This is a genomic window from Massilia sp. Leaf139, from assembly GCF_001424165.1.
Classification (GTDB): Bacteria; Pseudomonadota; Gammaproteobacteria; order Burkholderiales; family Burkholderiaceae_D; genus Telluria.
On record NZ_LMOJ01000023.1, the window covers coordinates 355,269 to 373,716 of the forward strand.

Below are 18,448 nucleotides of genomic sequence, written 5' to 3' on the forward strand. Positions count from 1 at the left end.
TTCGGGTGAACAGCCTTACAATCTTGCCATCTTCATCATCTGCGAAGCGTCGATCCATGGCCCAAATTCATCCTGCCGGCTGGCGTGAGATGTCCGTCACCGGAAATGCCGCACGCGAGATCGAAACCCTGTCCCTGCTCGAGCAGCGTCTCTTGGACACGCCGTACCACATCTACCACGGCGTGCACTGGACGAACGTCGAGCACGGGTACTCGGTGTATGGCGACGTCGACTTCATCATCCTCGCCCCCAACGGGCGCATGCTGCTGATCGAGCAGGTCGCCGGCTTTCTCAACGAGACCGCCGACGGCCTGCTGAAGAATTTCCAGGGCAAGCCCCGCAAGATCCGCGCCCACATCCTGCACACGATCGAAGGGCTGACCCGCCGCTACCAGGGCGAGCTGTCGATCGACTACCTGCTGTACTGCCCCGACTACACGGTGCGCGACCCGAACCTGGCCGGCATCGACCCGCGCCACATCGTCGACGCCGCCAGCAAGGGGCGGCTGGCGAAGATCATCCGCGAGGCGCTGCCGATCACCGACAAGACCGACGAGTTCGACAAGATCACGCGCTTCCTCGGCGACACCCTCAGTTTGCGGCCCGACCCCAGCTCGATGATCGGCTCGGCGACAAAAATGGTGACGCGCCTCTCCGGCGGCCTGGCCACCTGGGCGCGCCGGCTCGAATTCTCTCCCTTCCGCCTGCGCGTGGTCGGCACCGCCGGCAGCGGCAAGACGCAGCTGGCGCTGGCCGAATACCAGGCCGCCCTCGACGCCGGCCTTCGCCCGCTGTATGTCTGCTTCAACCGGCCGCTGGCCGACCACATCGAGAGACTGGTGCCGCCGGGCGGGCGCGTCTCGACCTTCCACATGCTGTGCGACGCCTACATGCGCGCCCAGGACATGACGCCCGATTACTCCTCACCCGAGGTCTGGAACGACATCGAAACCGCGCTGGCCGAGGTGGCCCTGCCCGAGACCTGGCAGTACGACGTCCTGATCGTCGACGAGGGCCAGGATTTTTCGACGGGCTGGCGCGACATCGTGCTCCGCATGGTCAAGCCGGACGGCCGCGCGATCTGGCTCGAAGACCCCGACCAGAATTTATACGGCAAGCAGATGGTCACCTTGCCGGGCTGGGTAAAACTCCATTCTGACACCAATTATCGGAGCCCGCGCCAGATCGTGCAGATGCTCAAATCGATCGGCGCCGCACGCGAGCCGGTCGAGGCGGGCAGCCCGTTCAAGGGCGCCGACATCGAGGAGATGACCTATCCCGAGGGTGACGTCGAGGCCATGCTGGCCCAGACCCGGCGCGCCGTCACCTCCTGCCTGGCCGCCGGCTTCGGCCGCCACGACATCGCGATCTGCTCCTTCCGCGGGCGCGAGAAATCCGCCATCCTCAACATCGACAAACTGAGCGATGCGCATACCCTGAAATCGTTCACGGGCTCGTACGACCTGTTCGGCAATCCGGTGTTCCGCGAGGGCGGCTTGCTGGCCGAATCGGTTTACCGTTTCAAGGGACAATCGGCGCCGGCGCTCATCTTCACCGAGATCGATTTCGAGGACATGACCGACCTCGTGCTGCGTAAGCTGTTTGTCGGGATGACGCGGGCGCGGCTGAAACTGGTGCTGGTGATGAGCGACCGCGCCTCGCTGCAGCTGCTGGATCGGATGTAGATCCAGCCTTCAGCCGACGGCGGACGGATCCGCTTGCGCCACCCGCACCTGGTTGCGTCCGTTGTGCTTGGCCTCGTACAGGGCCAGATCGGCGGCGTGCACCAGCGTTTGCATGTTGTGGCCGTGCGCCGGATACGAGGCGACGCCGATCGAGGCGGTGGCGCCGATGCGCTCGCCCCCATGCAGGAGGTCGCCGGCGGCGATCGCCAGGCGCAGGGCGTCGGCGCGCTTGTGCGCATGCTCGGTGCCGCAATCCGGCAGCAGCACCACCATCTCTTCGCCGCCCATGCGGCAGGCGACGTCGCAGGAGCGGATATTCTCGCGCAGGATCAGCGCCACCTTGCGCAGGATGGCGTCGCCTGCCTCGTGGCCATAGGTGTCGTTGATGCGCTTGAAGTGATCGAGGTCGAGCACCAGCACGCTGACCGGTAAACCGTTGCGCTGCGAACGGGCCAGCTCGCGTTTTAAAACCTCGTCCATGTAGCGCCGGTTGTAGAGCTGGGTCAGCGGATCGACGATCGACTGCTGGCGCAGCGACACGCGCAGGCGCACGTTGCTCAGCGCCAGGCCCAGCTGCTCGGCGAGCTGGCCGATCCAGGCGCGCTGATCTTCGGCGCCATGCGCCAGGCCCTGGCCGGTGACGGTGAGGCAACCGATCACGTCGCCCTGCGTCACCAACGGCAGGCACAGGCGGTCGAGCTCGGGATTGGGCGCGTGGCGGCAGGCCAGGCCGCCGGCGCTGTAGGCGTGCGGGCTGCCGCGCCGCAGCGCCCAGCAGTCGAGCGCCTCGATGATGTCCGGTTCGCCCGCGACGCTGCCCCAGCCGGCTTTTCTCTCGAGGATGTCGCGCGAATTGTTGTACAGGTAGAGGCTGCCCGACAGGTTCGGCAGCAGGCGCGGCAGGTAGCTGGCGATGACGCCCGCCGATTCGTCGGTCGATTCGGCCAGTTCCAGCGAGTGCATCAGGTCGGCGCTGCGAAACAGCAGGTCGTTCTGCAGCGAGATGCGCTCGCTGGTCAACTGGGTCTGGACGGCCGCTTCCTTCGCCTTGTGTTCGGCCGCGTCGCGCTGGCGCAGCACGCGCGTGGCCGCCAGCAGCACGCCGCCCAGGAACAGGATGTTGGTCAGCGTCGCCACCAGGCTGGCGGTGGCCGCCGAATTCGAGGTGGCCAGCAGCTGCTCGCCCAGCGCGTTGCGGCGCTCGGCATAGATGGCCAGCTCCTTGCCGATCAGTTCGCGCAGGGTGTCCATCTGCACCTTGCCGGTGCCGGCCGCGATCAGGGCCGTCGCCGCACCGAAGCCCGCGCGCCGGCGCAGTTCGATGGTGCGGGCGACGGTCTGCATTTTCGCGGCCGTGGCCTGCTCGATGGCGCCCAGGCGCGCCACTTCGGCGCCGCTGGTCAGCTCCTTGCGCAGCGCTTCGCGCGTCGCCGGAATGCCGTTCACCGCCGAGTGGTAGGGGTCGAGGAAGCGTTCGTCGCCGGTCACGACGAAGCCGCGCTGCGCGGTCTCGGCATTGAGCAGCAGTTCGAGCAGCGTCAGCTGCAGGCGTTCGACATTCGAGGCGCTGCGCAGCTCGGCCATCACCATCGTTACCTGGCGGTTGACGATCATCGGCAGCGCCGCCACGGTCGACATCACGAGGATGATCGCACTGGCGGCGACCTTGATCTTGGTTTCGAATTTCATCGTTGAGGCTGGTGTAGGACGGGATTGCCCATTGCCTGGGCCCCAGTGCGGGCATCGGCACGGCGCAGATTACCATAGGTAAAGAAGAGCCGATGTCCGCTTTTTCGCCGCGCTGAACCCAGGGCCGAAAATGTTTCAAACTGTTTATTGAGTGGTAACAGTTCGGCAAGCTCGGCTATGATGGCGCCCGGTCGGCAATATCAGCAGCATCCGCTTCTGTAGGGTCGGGAAGCAAATGTTGTCTGGTATGGGATGTCGATGGAAACAGCAAGTCGCGTGATGCCCGCAGGCGCCGGGGCGCAGCAAACACAATTCGGTCTGATCAACCTGCTCAAGGCGGGCGCGGCGCAGCTGATAGTCCTGCATCACCTGGCCTTGTATGGCCCGATGGCCGATCACGCGCGATCCCTTCTGCCGGCGCTGTTCGACTGGCTTGCGGGCGACGCCCGCATCGCCGTCCAGGTCTTCCTCGTCATCGGCGGCTTCCTCGCCGCCAAATCGCTGGCGCCGCAGGGCCTGGCGCGCCCGGGCAATCCGCTGTCCGCCATGGCGCGGCGCTATACCAAGCTGGCGCCGCCCTTCATCGCGGCGACCCTGCTGGCCGCCGTTGCCTCCATCCTCGCTTCGTTCTGGATGACGCACGACTCGATCTCCAGCGCGCCGAGCGTGCCGCAACTGGCCGCGCATGCGCTGCTGCTGCACAGCGTGCTCGGTTACGAATCCCTGTCCGCCGGCGCCTGGTACGTGGCCATCGACTTCCAGCTGTATGCGGGCGCTTCCCTGTTGCTGTGGCTGTGCGCGCGCGCGTCCGGCGGGGTGCAGCGGCCCTGGCTGGCGTCGGCCGCGATGACCTTGGTCGTCATGTCCTCGCTGTTCTATTTCAACCGCGATGCCGATTGGGACGTGTGGGCCCCGTATTTCTTCGGCAGCTACGGACTCGGCATGCTGGCCTGGTGGGCGGGCGACCCTGCGCGCCGGCCGCACGCGGTGGTGGTGCTGTTCCTGCTGATGGCGCTGCCGGCCCTGAGCGCCCTGATGCTCGATTTCAGGAGCCGGATCGCAGTGGCGCTGGGCGTGGCCTGCGTGCTGATGCTGCTGGGACGTGCGCGTACCGGCGAGGGCTGGGGACTGGCGAACTGGCTCGGTAAAATTTCGTATTCGATCTTCCTGGTGCACTTTCCGGTGTGCCTGGTCGTGAACGCGGCGTTTACGCGCTTCGTGCCGGCGCAGGCGGAATGGCAGCTGGTCGGGACGCTGCTGGCCTGGGCGGCGAGCGTGGCGGCGGGGGCGGGGTTTTATCGCTGGGTTGAGCTGCCGCTGGGGCGCATGGTGCACATGCGGCGCGGTCGGCAATTTGAAGCTGGGAAACCTTGCGAAATTGCAGTACATTGACCGGGAATCAAACGCTGGCTTCCCTCGACTGCTGTTTTGCCCCGTCCATTCATGAAACTCAAGGCCCCGTTCTACCTCTGGTTCGTTGTCGCTTTCCTGATTTCCTACCTGGTGCACGAGTCCGCGCACTGGCTGATGGGAGCCGCGTTCGGCATCGACATGGAATTCCGGCTCAACGCGGTGCGCTATCTGTCGCCGATGCCGGACTGGCAGCGGGCGCTGGCCGACGCCGCCGGGCCGCTGTTGACGATCGCGCAAGGCGTGATCGCCTATGTGCTGGTGGAGCGCCGGGCGTCGGTAAAGGCGTTTGCCTTTCTGTATGTCGCGGCCTTCATGCGCCTGGCCGCGGCCGTGGTGAGCGTGATCCACCCGAATGACGAGGCGCGCCTGAGCCTGTATCTCGGCCTCGGAAAATGGACGTTGCCGATTCTTGTCGTGCTGGGTCTGGGTGCGCTGGTCTGGAAGGCCAGCCCGCGCCTGCAGCTGACGTGGAAGGATCAGCTGCTGTGCTACCTGGTGGCTTCGCTGGCTGTTTCCGCAATTGTCGGCGCGGATCGATTCGTGCTGTAGGGATGGGCCCCTCAAGCCCGCAACTTCTGAATATCACTCTGCCGGTGATCCTGCACGATCGTTCCCTGCTGCAGCACGACCACCCGCTCCGCCATCGCGATCGTTTCCGGCCGGTGCGCCACCAGTACCCGGGTCAGCGCCAATGTTTTAATCGCCGCATTCACCGCTTGTTCGTTCCAGACATCGAGATGGCTGGTCGCTTCGTCGAGCACCAGGATCTTCGGCTGTTTATACAGCGCGCGCGCCAATAACAGGCGCTGTTTCTGGCCGCCGGAGAGGCCGCTGCCAATGTCGCCGACCAGCGTGTTATACGCCATCGGCATGGCCATGACCTCCGCGTGGATGGCCGCCAGCTGGGCGCAGCCTTGAATGCGTTCCATATCGGCGCTGGGCGAAAAGAAGCTGATGTTGTCGGCGATCGAGCCGGCAAACAGGCCGTCTTCCTGCATGACGGTGCCGATCAGCTTGCGGTAATTGGCGGTGCCCAGCTGCGCCAGCTTGACGTTGTTGATCAGGATTTCGCCCTCGACCGGTTCGAGCAGTCCCAATAACAGTTTCATCAGTGTGGTCTTGCCGCAGCCGGAAGGGCCAGTCACGGCGACGCATTGGCCGGCCGGAATTACGAGGTTCAGGTTTTTCAGGATGAAGGGCTCGCTGTCGCCGTAGCGGAAGGAGACATTCCGGAATTCGATCGAGGGATTGACGGCCTCGAGATCGATCTCGCATTCCTCGGTGACTGGTTCCGGTTCGGTCATGACGATATCGGCGAGGCGGTTGCCGTGCAAACGCAGCATCTTTAATTCGAACACCTTGTCGACCAGGCTGGTCATGCGGCTGCTGAACTGATCCTTGTAGCTGATAAACGCGAACAGCATCCCCACCGACAGCGTGTTCTCCATGACGAGAATCGCAGCCAGCCAGATCACCAATACCCGCTCGGTGCTGAACAGGAAGGTATTCGCGCTCTGGTAGGTAATGCCAAGCTTGGCGATGCGCAGGTCGGCATTGAATTGTTCGACCAGGGCATTCATCCAGCTGGCACGCCGCTCTTCGCTGCGGCCGAACAGGCGGATGCTCTGGATGCCGCGCACCGATTCCAGGAAATGCGTCTGCTGCTTGGCCGCATGGATGATCTGCTCGGCCGTCGCATTGCGCAGGGCGCCGAAAATGGCCAGGCGCAGCAGCACATACAGGAGCACGGCGATACAGGCGACGCCCGCCAGTTTCGGGCTGTACGAAAACATCATGGCCAGCGTGCCGAGCACCAGCACGCCATCGATGATCCCTTCCACGAACTGGGTGGTGAGGCTGCGCTGGATGGTTTCGATCGACGTAAAACGCGACACGATATCGCCCGTGTGGCGCTTTTCGAAATACGGCAGCGGCAGTTTCATCAGGTGGGTAAAGGCATTCCCGAACCACTGGAAATTCAGATTCGTCGCCAGCGCCGTCGTGATCCAGCCGCGCACCGCCCCAATGGCCGTCTGCAGCAACACCAGCAAAAGAAATCCGCAACCGAGCACGGTGAGTAAATCGCGGTCGGCAGCGAGCAGGGCTTCGTCGATCACCCACTGCATATAAAAGGGCGCGATCAGCGCGCATAACTGCAGCGTCAGCCCGAGCAGCAATAATTGCGTCAGTCCGCGGTGCAATCCGATCACCCGGCCCATCAGCGACAGCAGCGGAAAATTCTGGGTCTCGTCCTTCCTGACGAAGCCGCTGGTCGGCTGCAGCTCCAATGCCACGCCGGTGAAATGCCGGGAAAACTCGGCCAGGGGCAGGCGCCGCACGCCGATGGCGGGATCGTGGATCAGCGCATGAGTGCCAGAGACTTCTTCCAGCACGACGAAGTGGTTCATGTCCCAGTGCAGCACACACGGCGTTTTCAGTTGCGGCAGATGCGTCATGTCGAGTTTCAAGGGCCGGGTCTGGAGCGCCAGGCCCTGCGCCATATTGATGACGCCCTTGAGCGTCGCGCCTTTCAGCGAGACCGAAAAGCGCGCCCGCAAGCTGGCCAGGTCGAGCCGGTGGCCGTGGTAACTGGCCACCATGCACAGGCAAGCCAAACCGCATTCGGCCGCTTCGGTTTGCAGGATGACGGGGAGTTGATTACGGCGCCAGAAAGAAAACCGCGGTGCATGGTCGAGTTTCATCGCTGTCCTGATGGAGTAGATGCGTTGTCAGCCGCGGCCGGTAATGCTGAACAGGGGTTCCAGGATCCATTCGTAGAGCCGGCGGTGATCCAGGTGGATGCTGGCTTCGATCAGCATTCCGGATTTGAGCGGCACCTGCTTGCCATAGGCCGTGATCGCCTGGGAATCGAGCCGCAAGCGGATCCGGTACAGCGGTTCCGATGCGCTTCCCTGCGGCAGGCCCAGTTCCTGCGGCAGCAGCGAGGTATCGGCCACTTCGCGCACATGCGCCCGGTATTGGCCGAATTTCTGGTACGGATAGGCCTGGTAGCGCAGCAAGACCAGCATGTCGCGTTTCACAAAACCGATCGAACGGGAGGGCACGTAGATTTCCGCTTCCAGTTGCGCGCCTTCCGGTAACACCGAAGCCAGGGTGGCGCTCGGGGCGATGGTCTGGCCGACTTCCGCGGCAATCGCGGTGACCACGCCATCCACCGGAGCGCGTACCAGGATTTCGCGGCGCGCCTCGTTTTCGGTGAGATTCTGTTCCAGCGACGACAGGTTCCGGCCCAGGGCGCTGGTTTCGCGCTGGGCCTGCAGTTCGAGATCGGCGAGATCGGCTTCGGCCGCGGCCAGTTCGCGCCCGCTGGCGGCGTGGACGCGCTGCAGATCGGCCAGGCGCTGGCGCTGGTCGATCAGCTCGCCCTGCTTGTCCTGTAGCTGGGCAGCAGAGATAAAATTTTTCGCGGCCAGGTCGGCGTAGCGTTTGAAGGACTGCTCGGCGATCGTTACCCGGTTTTTTTGCAAGCCAATCTGCGCCAGGGCGCGTTCCGCTTCGAGCGCCAGGTCGCGCGCGCGGCGCCTGGCTGCGGCGATGCGCTGGCTGCCCTGCTGTGCCGACTGCTGCAACTCGCTGCGCAGGCTGGCGAGCTGGCGTTCGAGCAGCATCGAGATGCGCTTTTCGGGCGAGGCCTCGCCCCCGCCATCGCGCTCGGCGGAGAGCACGAACATGACTTGCCCGGCCTTGACCGCCTGCCCCTCGCGAATGCGTTTAGCGGTGACGATGCCAGCCTGCCCCGGCGTCACACGGATCACGCCGGCGGTCGGCAGCAGCACGCCCGTCGCCTGGGCTTTACGGGTGGTGCTGAACAGGAAGAAGAAGGCGAGGATGCACAGGGCGATGCCAACGAACACGCTAGTGAGCACACGGTGGCTGACGGGGCTGGCAAGGATGACGGTGCCATATTGCCGCGCTTTCACATGCTCGACGGCTTGCGAGCGGAACAAGGGACGGCTGGCGCTTTCCTGTTGCGTGTCCGGGGCGCTTGGTGCTTGCTGCTTGTTGGGAGAAGTCATCGGTGGGGGCGATCGTGGATGGGCGCAAACACCCACGGTAGCGCAGGCTCCCCGGAAATTTATTGATGTTTGGCAATGTCCAGCCGAGCGTGCACATCCGAAAAAACTTTCGCTCTATCAATGGTCGTTTGGTAGCATTCCGCCATGAAGACATTCGATCCCGACGCCACACCGCCGCACATCCGCCGCCGTCAAATTCTTTCCCTGATCCTGCTGGTCGTCACCGGCGTCATCAACTACCTCGACCGCGCCACGCTCGCCGTCGCCAACGAATACATCCGCGCCGACCTCGGCCTCTCGTTGGGCCAGATGGGCCTGTTGTTGTCGGCCTTTTCCTGGAGCTATGCGCTGTGCCAGCTGCCGGTTGGCGCCCTGGTCGACCGCATCGGGCCGCGCTGGCTGCTCGGCATCGGGCTGGTGGTGTGGTCGCTGGCGCAGGCCGCGGGCGGACTGGTATCGAGCTTCGGCTGGTTCGTGGTCGCACGCATCGTGCTCGGCATCGGCGAGGCGCCGCAATTCCCGGCTGCGGCGCGGGTGGTGAGCAACTGGTTCCCGCTGCGCGCACGCGGCGCGCCGACCGGCGTCTACAACTCGGCCTCGCCGCTGGGCGTGGCGCTGGCGCCGCTGCTGCTGTCGCCCCTGATCCTGGCCACCAGCTGGCACTGGGCCTTCTTTGTGACCGGCGCCATGGGCCTGGTGGCGGCGGTGGTCTGGGTGATCTTGTACCGCGACCCGGTGCGCAGTCAAATGTCCGAGGCCGAGCTTGCCTACCTCGACGCCGGCCAATCCGCCGAGCCCGCGCCGGCCACGAGTTTCGCTTCCTGGCGCGCCTTGTTCCGCTACCGCGCCACCTGGGGCATGCTGTTCGGCTTTTCCGGCTCGGTCTACCTGAACTGGGTATATTTGACCTGGCTGCCGGGCTACCTGCGCACCGAGCGCCAGATGGACATCGCCTATGCCGGCCTGGCCGCCTCGGTGCCTTTCGCCTGCGGCTTCGCCGGCGCCCTGATCGCGGGCTGGGCCTCGGATCGGGTGGCCCGGCATTCGGCATCGCCTCTGGCCGGCCGCCGCCGGGCGGTGGTCGCGGCCATGCTGGGCATGGTGGCGTTCACGATCCCGGCGGCCCTGGTCGAGAGCAACACGGTCGCCATCGCCTGCATCTCGATCGTGATCTTCCTGGCCAATGCCGCCTCGGCATGCTCCTGGTCGCTGGTGACCGTGGTGGCGCCGCGCAGCCGCGTCGGCTCGTTGGGGGCGATCCAGAACTTTGGCGGGTTTATTGGTGGGGCGCTGGCGCCGATTCTTACCGGGTATATCGCGCAGACCTGGTCGTTCGTGCCGGCCTTGCTGACCGGCGCCGGGATTGCTTTCCTGGGAGCGATGGCCTATCAATTCCTGGTGGTGCGTGCGATTCCCGAGCAGGAGTAAATCAGCCATAAAAAAAGCCAACCTCGACGGTTGGCTTTTTTGTCACATGCCAGGGTACATCAAACGTCGATATTCCCCGCCTGCAGCGCATTGCTCTCGATGAAGTTACGACGCGGCTCGACTTCATCCCCCATCAGCGTCGTAAAGATCTGATCCGCCGCAATCGCGTCCTCGATCTGCACCTTCAGCAGGCGGCGCACGGTCGGATCCATCGTGGTTTCCCACAGCTGTTCCGGATTCATCTCGCCCAAACCTTTATAGCGCTGCTTCGACACGCCGCGTTCGGCTTCTTCGCGCAGCCAGATCATCGCTTCGTGGAATTCGCGCACGGCGAACTCCTTCATCTTCTCGCCTTCGCCGCGGCGCATGATGGCGCCTTCGCCCATCAGGCCCTGGAAGGTGGCGGCGGCGTTCGCCAGCACGGCGTAGTCGTTGCTGAGGACGAAGTCGGCGTCGATCGAGGTCACGTAGACGTTACCGTGGCGCATGCGCTCGATGCGCAGGGAGTGCTTTTCGCTGATCTCGTCCGAACGCACGACCACGCGCACGGCCGGGTCGTTGATCGCCGCTTCCATGGCCTTGGCCGAGACCTCGGCCGCGTCCAGGGTCGCCATGTCGAGCGTGATGCCGCTCATGATGGCGGTCAGCGCGGCGCGGTCGATCACGCGCGTCAGGCGCATCATGATGGCGTTGGCCAGGTTGTACTGGCGTACCAGTTCGGCCAGGGCGTCGCCGGTGATCGGGTCGGCGCCGTCGCGCGGGATCAGCGAGGCGCCGTTGAGCGCCACCATCATCATGTAGCTCGCTTCCTCGACGTCGTCCTTCAGGTAGCGCTCGTCGCGGCCGGCTTTCACCTTGTACAGCGGCGGCTGGGCGATATAGATGTGGCCGCGTTCGACCAGCTGCGGCATCTGGCGGTAGAACAGCGTCAGCAGCAGGGTGCGGATGTGGGCACCGTCGACGTCCGCATCGGTCATGATGATGATGCGGTGGTAGCGCAGCTTGTCGACGTTGAATTCGTCCGGGCCGATCGAGGTGCCGAGCGTTGCGATCAGGGTCGTGATCTGTTCCGACGACAGCATCTTCTCAAAACGCGCCTTTTCCACGTTCAGCACCTTGCCGCGCAGCGGCAGGATGGCCTGGAACTTGCGGTCGCGGCCCTGCTTGGCGGAGCCGCCTGCCGAGTCACCCTCGACGATGTACAGCTCGGCCAGCGCCGGGTCGCGTTCCTGGCAGTCGGCCAGCTTCGAAGACAGGCCCAGGCCGTCCATCACGCCCTTGCGGCGGGTCAGGTCGCGCGCCTTGCGGGCCGCTTCGCGGGCGCGGGCCGCTTCCACGATCTTGCCGCAGATGATCTTGGCGTCGTTCGGCTTTTCGTTCAGGAAGTCGGTCAGCGTCTTGGCAACAATCTCTTCGACCGGGCCGCGCACTTCGGACGACACGAGCTTGTCTTTCGTCTGCGACGAGAATTTCGGTTCCGGCACTTTCACGGACAGCACGCAGGTGAGACCTTCGCGCATGTCGTCGCCCGAGATCTCGACTTTCGCCTTTTTGGCGAAATCGTTCTCGTCGATGTATTTGTTGATCACGCGCGTCATCGCCGCACGCAAACCGGTCAGGTGGGTGCCGCCGTCGCGCTGCGGGATGTTGTTGGTAAAGCAGAGCACCTGCTCGTTGTAAGCGTCGTTCCACTGCATCGACACGTCGACCGAGATGTTGGTGCCATGCTCGGACATGCGGTCGCCGGTGGCCTGGAACACGGTCGGGTGCAGCACGCTTTTCGTTTTGTTGATGTACTCGACGAAGCCGCGGGTGCCGCCTTCGAAAGCGAAAACTTCTTCCTTGCCGGTGCGGTGGTCGCTCAGCTTGATGTTGACGCCGTTATTCAGGAACGAGAGTTCGCGGATACGCTTGCTCAGGATCTCATAGTGGAATTCGACAGTGGTGAAGATTTCCTCGTCGGCCCAGAAATGCACTTCGGTGCCGCGCTTGTCCGTTTCGCCGATCACCTTGATCGGGGAGACTTCGAAGCCGTCGACGATCTCGATTTCGCGGTTCTGCGGCACGCCGCGCACGAATTCCATCTGGTGCACTTTGCCTTTTTGGCGCACGGTCACGCGCAGCAGCTTCGACAGCGCATTCACGCAGGACACGCCGACGCCGTGCAGGCCGCCCGACACCTTATAGGAGTTCTGGTTGAACTTGCCGCCGGCGTGCAGTTCGGTCAGGGCGATTTCGGTCGCCGAGCGCTTCGGCTCGTGCTTGTCGTCCATCTTGACGCCGGTCGGGATGCCGCGGCCGTTGTCGGCGATCGAGATCGAATTGTCGGCGTGGATGGTGACGTGGATTTCGGTGCAATAACCTGCGAGCGATTCGTCGATCGAGTTATCCAGCACTTCGAACACGAGGTGGTGCAGACCGGTGCCGTCCGAAGTATCGCCAATGTACATGCCCGGGCGCTTGCGCACCGCTTCCAGGCCTTCCAGAATTTGAATCGAGGCGGCGCCGTATTCGTCCGACGGCATCGGCGATTGGGGCATTTCGTTGGTGGTATCGGACATGGACTGCTTTCTCAAAAAACTGTGTATTCAGACTGCTCAGTTCGGGCCGCCTCCTGATTAAACAAGAGGCAGCCCGAGTCGCCGAATTAACGCGCTTACTTAGATACGCATCGGCATGACGACATATTTGAAGTCGCCATTGTCGGGAATCGAGATCAGGGCCGACGAGTTCGAATCGCCCAGGGCAATATTCACCTGGTCGCACTTCAGGTTGTTCAGCACGTCGAGCAGGTAGGTCACGTTGAAACCGATGTCGATCTGGTCGCCGCCGTAGTCGATCTCGAGTTCTTCGACCGCTTCTTCCTGGTCGGCATTGGTCGAGCTGATCTTCATGCTGCCTGGGGTGATGATGCAGCGCACGCCCTTGAACTTATCGCTGGTCATGATCGCGGCGCGTTGCAGCGAGCGCAGCAGTTCGTCGCGGCTGATCGTAAAGTCGTTCTTGTAACCCTTCGGGATCACGCGGGTGTAGTCCGGGAATTTGCCCTCGACCAGCTTCGACACCAGTTCGATATCGGCGAAAGTCAGTTTTACCTGCGAGGCGGCGATGTCGAGCTGGACGGTTTCGTCGCTTTCTTCGAGCAGGCGCTGCAGTTCGATGATGGTTTTGCGCGGGATGATGACTTCCTGGCGCGCGAATTCCTGCTCGGCTTCGACCTGGCAGAAGGCGAGGCGGTGGCCGTCGGTGGCGACCGCGATCACCTTGTTACCGTCCAGAACCAGCAGCAGGCCGTTCAGGTAGTAGCGGATGTCCTGCTGGGCCATCGAGAAGTGCACCATGTTGAACAGGTGCTTCAAGGTCTTTTGCGGCAGGGTGACGGTGGCGTTGTAGGTATCGGCGACCGAGACCGTCGGGAATTCCTCGGCGGCCAGGGTCTGCAGCGCGAAGCGCGACTTGCCGCTTTGCACAGCCAGGCGCTTGTTCTGCAGCGTCATCGTGACGTCGCCCGATTCCGGCAGCGCGCGCAGGATGTCCAGCAGTTTACGCGCGGCGACCGTGGTTCCGGTGATGTCGTCGCCGGAACCGATGTTCGCATGCGTCGTGATCTGCACTTCGGTATCGGTCGACAGGAAGGAGACGCTTTCGCCGTCCTTGCGGATGAGGATATTGGCCAGAATCGGCATGGTGTGCCGACGCTCGACAATACCGCTCACGATCTGCAGTGGCCGGAGAAGCGTGTCTCGGGTGGTTTTGACCAATTGCATAATTTTCCTCAGAGGGTTAATACAGTGAAATTGTTGCTACAGCACTATTTTGCCGGTTGTGTGGGGCAAACACAATCGCAGGATCCTCGGCTGAACGCGTGGACGGCAGAGCCGTCCACCCTATAGCCAGCACCGGTAGCATCAGCCCTTCAGGGTCTGCTCCAGCACGTGCAACTCGTGGTTGCACTCGGCGTTTTTCTGGCGATCGCCGGCGATCTTGCGCACCGCGTGCAGTACGGTGGTGTGGTCGCGGCCGCCGAAGAGTTCGCCGATTTCCGGCAGGCTCTTCTGGGTCAATTCCTTGGCCAGGTACATGGCGATCTGGCGCGGGCGGGCGATGTTCGCCGGGCGCCGCTTCGAATACATGTCGGCGACCTTGATGTTGAAGAAGTCGGCAACCGTCTTCTGGATGTTCTCCACCGAGATCTGGCGGTTCTGTACGGATAACAGATCCTTCAGGGCTTCCTTGACGATGTCGATCGTGATGTCCTTGCCGTGGAAGCGCGAGTACGCGAGGATCTTGCGCAGCGCGCCTTCCAGTTCGCGCACGTTCGAACGCAGGTGTTTTGCGACAAAGAAGGCGACGTCGTCCGACAGGGTCACGCCTTCGGATTGCGCCTTCTTCAGCAGGATCGCGACGCGCATTTCCAGTTCCGGCGGTTCGATCGCGACCGTCAGGCCGGAATCGAAGCGCGAGATCAGGCGGTCGTCCATGCCGGTGATCTCTTTCGGATAAGTATCCGAGGTGATGATGATCTGCTTTTTCGCCGCGATTAGCGCCTCGAAGGCATAGAAGAACTCTTCCTGCGTACGGCTCTTGCCGCCGAAGAATTGAATATCGTCGATCAGCAGCATGTCGAGCGAGTGGTAGTAATGCTTGAAGTCGTCGAAGCCTTTTCGTTGGTAGGCGGTGACGACGTCGCGCACGTACTGCTCGGCGTGGATGTAGCGGATGCGCGCGCCCGGCTGGTCGGCCATGACCTGGTTGCCGATCGCGTGGATCAAGTGGGTTTTACCAAGGCCGACGCCGCCGTAGAAGAACAGCGGGTTGTACGACACGCCCGGGTTGTTCGCCACCTGGATCGCGGCGGCGCGCGCCAGCTGGTTGGCCTTACCGGTGACGAAACTGTCGAAAGTCAGATCGGGGTTGATGCGGCTTTGTTCGCGTTTCGGCGAATTGGCGATGTTCAGGTTCGGCTGCGGTTCCACGCTGGGCGCCGACGGGCGCAGCTGGCCTTCGTTCGAAGCGGCCGGGGCAGGGCGCACGGCGTCCGGCTTCTTGGCTGCGTTCAGGCGCGGGTCGAGCACGAACTGCACCTCGACCGGGGCTTCCCAGTACTGGCAGGCCAGCGCCGTGATGCGGTTGGCGAACTGCGACTTCACCCAGTCGAGCTTGAAGCGGTTGGGCGCAGCAATGCGCAGCTTGCCGTCCTCGTAGTCGAGGGCGACGAGCGGTTTGATCCACGCGCTGTATTGTTGCGGCGTCAGCTCGAGCTCCAGTTGCGCGGAGGCGGTCTGCCAGAAATTTTCCATGTGTGCGGCTAGTTGATACGTAACACGCTATTTTACCTGTCTCCGCGCTAGTTATCCACAGGTTGCCCCAGATTTTTCAGCATGACTGGGGATAAAGGCGAAGTTATCCCTACGTCGCCAGAAACAACAGCTGCCTTGACAGCCGGGCACCAAATCGAGTCTAATTCAGGGTTCCCTGTCCGCCCACCTGTCAGCCGAGCAATTGTTGGTTGAGAAAATGCGGACTTTGCTGTGGCGTGACGCTGGCTTAACGACTGCGAACTGTCATTGGCGCCTGTTCCTGACGAGAAGACGTCAGACCCGATTTTGCATCCTATTTTGCTTTAAGCGAGACCACCATGAAACGTACTTACCAACCTTCCGTCGTTCGTCGCAAGCGCACGCACGGCTTCCGCGCACGTATGGCTACCCGTGGTGGCCGTCAAGTCCTGAACGCACGCCGCGCCAAGGGCCGCAAGCGTCTGGCTGTCTAAGCCAGCTCGTCTGCACCCCTGCGGTCGGCCATGACAGGCGAAGGTTCGCACGACTTCGCGCGCGCTCGGCGCATTTTAAAAACGGATGAATTCTCATCCGTTTTTCGTTTGCGGCCAACGCAAAAATCCGCGCATTTCGTGCTGTACACCCGTCCCAGCCCGCTGCCCCATGCGCGGCTGGGCATCGTCGCGGCCAAGCGCTTCGCGCCGCGCGCCGTCACCCGCAATACCATCAAGCGCATCACGCGCGAACTGTTCCGCACGAACGAGATCCAGGCCGTCGACTGCATCGTCCGCCTGGCGCGTCCGGTGAACACCAAGGCCGGCCCGGCCACCAACGGCGCATTGAAGCGCCTGTTGCACGCCGAACTGTCGCGCCTGCTCGCTTCGCAGCGTCCACGCCGTCCCGCAGCGTCGGTCGCGGCGCCGCCGACGCCATGAAGACCCTGCTCATCTGGATCGTGCGTGCCTACCGGCTCGTGCTGTCGCCAATGCTTGGGCAGAATTGCCGCTTTTATCCGTCCTGTTCCAGCTATGCCATCGAGGCGCTCCAGACCCATGGTGCGCTGCGCGGCAGCTGGCTGGCCGCGCGCCGCCTCGGCCGCTGCCATCCCTGGAACGCGGGCGGCGTCGACCCGGTACCGCCGGGCCGGCACAAGCATTCCCACTCAGCCGCTTGCGGTTGCAACCACTCCTGATCAATACCTCAATGGAAATCAATAAACGTACCATTCTGTGGATTGTCTTCGCCGTCTCGCTTGTCATCCTGTGGAACAACTGGATGGTGTCGAACGGTAAGCAATCGATGTTCGCGCCGACGCCGCCGGCCAAGGTTGCCCAGGCGCCGAGCACTGCCGCCACCGGCACCACGACCGGCGTGCCGGCCGCCGCCGCCCAGCCGGGCACCGTGCCGGGCACGCCGGGCCAGCCGGCCGCGCCTGCGCCCGTGCGCGCCGAACGCATCACCGTCACCACCGACGTCGTGAAAGCCGAGATCGACACCGTTGGCGGCGTGATCCGCCGCCTCGAGCTGCTGAAGTATCCGGATCATCTCGACAAGAAGAAAAACCAGGTGCTGTTCGACGTGGTGGGCAATAACGTCTACCTGGGCCAGACCGGCCTGATCGGTTCGACCGCCGCCGGCGTCCTGCCGAACCACAACACGCCATTCGTGGCGCGTCCCGGCCTGCGTACCCTGGACGGCGGCAATGCCGTGCAAGTCGTGCTCGACGCCGAGCAGGGCGGCGTGCGCCTGACCAAGACGCTGACCTTCAAGCGCGGCGACTACGTCGTCGACGTGCGTCACGACATCACCAACCTGACGCAAGCACCCGTGCAGCCTTCGCTCTACCTGCAGCTGCAGCACGACGGCAATCCGGCGCCCGGCGGTTCGTGGTTCATGCCGAGCTTCGGTATCCACCCGACCCTGTGGACGCCGAACGACAAGTATCAGAAGCTGACCTTCGAAGACATCGAGAAGGGCAAAGCCGAACACGCCACCAAGGCGAACGGCGGCTGGGTCGCAGTCTCGCAGCACTTCTTCGTCTCCGCCTTCATTCCGGCCGAGAACGCACAGCGCGACATCTTCACCAAGAAGCTGGCGACCAACCTGTATGCGATCGGCACCGTCCAGCCGCTGGGCACCGTTGCGCCGGGTGCCACCGTCTCGAACACCGCGCGCCTGTATTCGGGCCCGCAGGACGAGAAGAAGCTGGAAACCATCACCCCGGGCCTGGAACTGGTCAAGGACTACGGCATGTTCGCGATCATCTCCAAGCCGCTGTTCTGGGTCATGGATCAGATCCACACGCTGCTGGGCAACTGGGGCTGGACCATCATCGCCTTCACCATCCTGATCAAGCTAGCCTTCTTCCCGCTGTCGGCCGCCGGCTACCGCAGCATGGCGAAGATGCGCGTCGTGACGCCGAAGATGCAGGCGATCCGCGAGCGCTACAAAGCCGACCCGATGAAGATGCAGCAGGCCACCATGGAGCTGTACAAGAGCGAGAAGATCAACCCGCTGGGCGGCTGCCTGCCGATCCTGGTGCAGATGCCGGTGTTCCTCGCCCTCTACTATGTGCTGCAAGCCTCGGTCGAGATGCGCGGCGCGCCGTGGATCGGCTGGATCCAGGATCTGACCCAGCCTGACCCGTACTGGATCCTGCCGATCCTGTACGCGATCTCGATGTACATTACGGCCAGGCTGAACCCACAGCCGGCCGATCCGATGCAGGCGAAGATGATGCTGTTCATGCCGCTGGCCTTCTCCGTCATGTTCATCTTCTTCCCGTCGGGCCTGGTGCTGTACTGGGTGGTCAACAATCTGGTGTCGATCGCGCAGCAGTGGGTGATCACCAAGAAGTACGACACGGCCGCCAAGTAAGCTGCTGCTGCCGAATGCGAAAGCCCGTGGATTCCACGGG

At 63.3% G+C, this 18,448-nt stretch carries 14 protein-coding genes; 8 read left to right on the top strand and 6 right to left on the bottom strand.

Annotation, left to right across the window (positions count from 1 at the left end; all coding sequences use genetic code 11):
* Positions 1–56: 56 nt before the first annotated feature.
* A complete protein-coding gene (locus ASF77_RS15735; RefSeq protein ID WP_056341168.1) occupies positions 57–1,685 on the top strand; it encodes an ATP-binding domain-containing protein in 1,629 nt (542 codons plus the stop codon).
* Positions 1,686–1,694: 9 nt separating this feature from the next.
* Here ASF77_RS15735 and ASF77_RS15740 read toward each other — a convergent pair whose 3' ends face one another.
* Positions 1,695–3,374: a diguanylate cyclase gene (locus ASF77_RS15740; RefSeq protein WP_056341169.1), complete on the bottom strand. Its 1,680-nt coding sequence runs from the start codon at positions 3,372–3,374 to the stop codon at positions 1,695–1,697.
* Between the two features lie 258 nt (positions 3,375–3,632).
* Between ASF77_RS15740 and ASF77_RS15745 the strand changes: the two genes are divergently transcribed.
* The gene (locus tag ASF77_RS15745) at positions 3,633–4,766 is read left to right on the top strand and encodes an acyltransferase (RefSeq protein WP_056341283.1); all 1,134 of its coding nucleotides are present in this window, start codon (positions 3,633–3,635) and stop codon (positions 4,764–4,766) included.
* Positions 4,767–4,817: 51 nt separating this feature from the next.
* Positions 4,818–5,336: a hypothetical protein gene (locus tag ASF77_RS15750; RefSeq protein ID WP_056341171.1), complete on the top strand. Its 519-nt coding sequence runs from the start codon at positions 4,818–4,820 to the stop codon at positions 5,334–5,336.
* 11 nt (positions 5,337–5,347) lie between these two features.
* Here ASF77_RS15750 and ASF77_RS15755 read toward each other — a convergent pair whose 3' ends face one another.
* Both ASF77_RS15755 and ASF77_RS15760 read right to left on the bottom strand, forming a co-directional pair.
* Positions 5,348–7,489 (bottom strand): peptidase domain-containing ABC transporter, encoded by a 2,142-nt coding sequence (locus ASF77_RS15755; RefSeq protein WP_056341174.1) that lies wholly within the window; start codon positions 7,487–7,489, stop codon positions 5,348–5,350.
* Positions 7,490–7,516: 27 nt separating this feature from the next.
* A complete protein-coding gene (locus ASF77_RS15760; RefSeq protein WP_082493812.1) occupies positions 7,517–8,824 on the bottom strand; it encodes an HlyD family secretion protein in 1,308 nt (435 codons plus the stop codon).
* Positions 8,825–8,968: 144 nt separating this feature from the next.
* Here ASF77_RS15760 and ASF77_RS15765 point away from each other — a divergent pair, with 144 nt between their 5' ends.
* Positions 8,969–10,252, top strand: a complete 1,284-nt coding sequence (locus tag ASF77_RS15765; RefSeq protein ID WP_056341177.1) for an MFS transporter — start codon at positions 8,969–8,971, stop codon at positions 10,250–10,252.
* A 59-nt stretch (positions 10,253–10,311) separates the two neighbouring features.
* On the opposite strand, the gene gyrB is transcribed toward ASF77_RS15765, so the two are convergent.
* The 3 genes from gyrB to dnaA form a co-directional block, all read right to left on the bottom strand.
* The gene (gyrB, locus tag ASF77_RS15770) at positions 10,312–12,813 is read right to left on the bottom strand and encodes a DNA topoisomerase (ATP-hydrolyzing) subunit B (protein WP_056341179.1); all 2,502 of its coding nucleotides are present in this window, start codon (positions 12,811–12,813) and stop codon (positions 10,312–10,314) included.
* 99 nt (positions 12,814–12,912) lie between these two features.
* The gene (dnaN, locus tag ASF77_RS15775; RefSeq protein WP_056341181.1) at positions 12,913–14,019 is read right to left on the bottom strand and encodes a DNA polymerase III subunit beta; all 1,107 of its coding nucleotides are present in this window, start codon (positions 14,017–14,019) and stop codon (positions 12,913–12,915) included.
* Positions 14,020–14,160: 141 nt separating this feature from the next.
* A complete protein-coding gene (gene dnaA, locus ASF77_RS15780) occupies positions 14,161–15,552 on the bottom strand; it encodes a chromosomal replication initiator protein DnaA (RefSeq protein ID WP_056341183.1) in 1,392 nt (463 codons plus the stop codon).
* 338 nt (positions 15,553–15,890) lie between these two features.
* Here dnaA and rpmH point away from each other — a divergent pair, with 338 nt between their 5' ends.
* The 4 genes from rpmH to yidC are packed head-to-tail and all read left to right on the top strand — an operon-like array spanning position 15,891 to position 18,408.
* Positions 15,891–16,025 (top strand): 50S ribosomal protein L34, encoded by a 135-nt coding sequence (gene rpmH, locus ASF77_RS23720; RefSeq protein WP_040378179.1) that lies wholly within the window; start codon positions 15,891–15,893, stop codon positions 16,023–16,025.
* Between the two features lie 30 nt (positions 16,026–16,055).
* Positions 16,056–16,466 (top strand): ribonuclease P protein component, encoded by a 411-nt coding sequence (gene rnpA, locus ASF77_RS15785; protein WP_082493813.1) that lies wholly within the window; start codon positions 16,056–16,058, stop codon positions 16,464–16,466.
* The gene (yidD, locus tag ASF77_RS15790; protein WP_056341186.1) at positions 16,463–16,723 is read left to right on the top strand and encodes a membrane protein insertion efficiency factor YidD; all 261 of its coding nucleotides are present in this window, start codon (positions 16,463–16,465) and stop codon (positions 16,721–16,723) included. Before rnpA ends, yidD begins: the two co-directional genes overlap by 4 nt.
* 11 nt (positions 16,724–16,734) lie before the next feature.
* Entirely contained in the window at positions 16,735–18,408 is a 1,674-nt protein-coding gene (gene yidC / locus ASF77_RS15795) for a membrane protein insertase YidC (protein ID WP_056341188.1), read from the top strand.
* The last annotated feature ends 40 nt before the right edge of the window (positions 18,409–18,448 follow it).

Coding starts and splice junctions, on each gene's coding strand:
- ASF77_RS15735 (WP_056341168.1), top strand. CDS start 57: ATGGCCCAAATTCATCCTGCCGGCTGGCGTGAGATGTCCGTCACCGGA.
- ASF77_RS15740 (WP_056341169.1), bottom strand. CDS start 3,374: ATGAAATTCGAAACCAAGATCAAGGTCGCCGCCAGTGCGATCATCCTC.
- ASF77_RS15745 (WP_056341283.1), top strand. CDS start 3,633: ATGGAAACAGCAAGTCGCGTGATGCCCGCAGGCGCCGGGGCGCAGCAA.
- ASF77_RS15750 (WP_056341171.1), top strand. CDS start 4,818: ATGAAACTCAAGGCCCCGTTCTACCTCTGGTTCGTTGTCGCTTTCCTG.
- ASF77_RS15755 (WP_056341174.1), bottom strand. CDS start 7,489: ATGAAACTCGACCATGCACCGCGGTTTTCTTTCTGGCGCCGTAATCAA.
- ASF77_RS15760 (WP_082493812.1), bottom strand. CDS start 8,824: ATGACTTCTCCCAACAAGCAGCAAGCACCAAGCGCCCCGGACACGCAA.
- ASF77_RS15765 (WP_056341177.1), top strand. CDS start 8,969: ATGAAGACATTCGATCCCGACGCCACACCGCCGCACATCCGCCGCCGT.
- gyrB (WP_056341179.1), bottom strand. CDS start 12,813: ATGTCCGATACCACCAACGAAATGCCCCAATCGCCGATGCCGTCGGAC.
- dnaN (WP_056341181.1), bottom strand. CDS start 14,019: ATGCAATTGGTCAAAACCACCCGAGACACGCTTCTCCGGCCACTGCAG.
- dnaA (WP_056341183.1), bottom strand. CDS start 15,552: ATGGAAAATTTCTGGCAGACCGCCTCCGCGCAACTGGAGCTCGAGCTG.
- rpmH (WP_040378179.1), top strand. CDS start 15,891: ATGAAACGTACTTACCAACCTTCCGTCGTTCGTCGCAAGCGCACGCAC.
- rnpA (WP_082493813.1), top strand. CDS start 16,056: ATGACAGGCGAAGGTTCGCACGACTTCGCGCGCGCTCGGCGCATTTTA.
- yidD (WP_056341186.1), top strand. CDS start 16,463: ATGAAGACCCTGCTCATCTGGATCGTGCGTGCCTACCGGCTCGTGCTG.
- yidC (WP_056341188.1), top strand. CDS start 16,735: ATGGAAATCAATAAACGTACCATTCTGTGGATTGTCTTCGCCGTCTCG.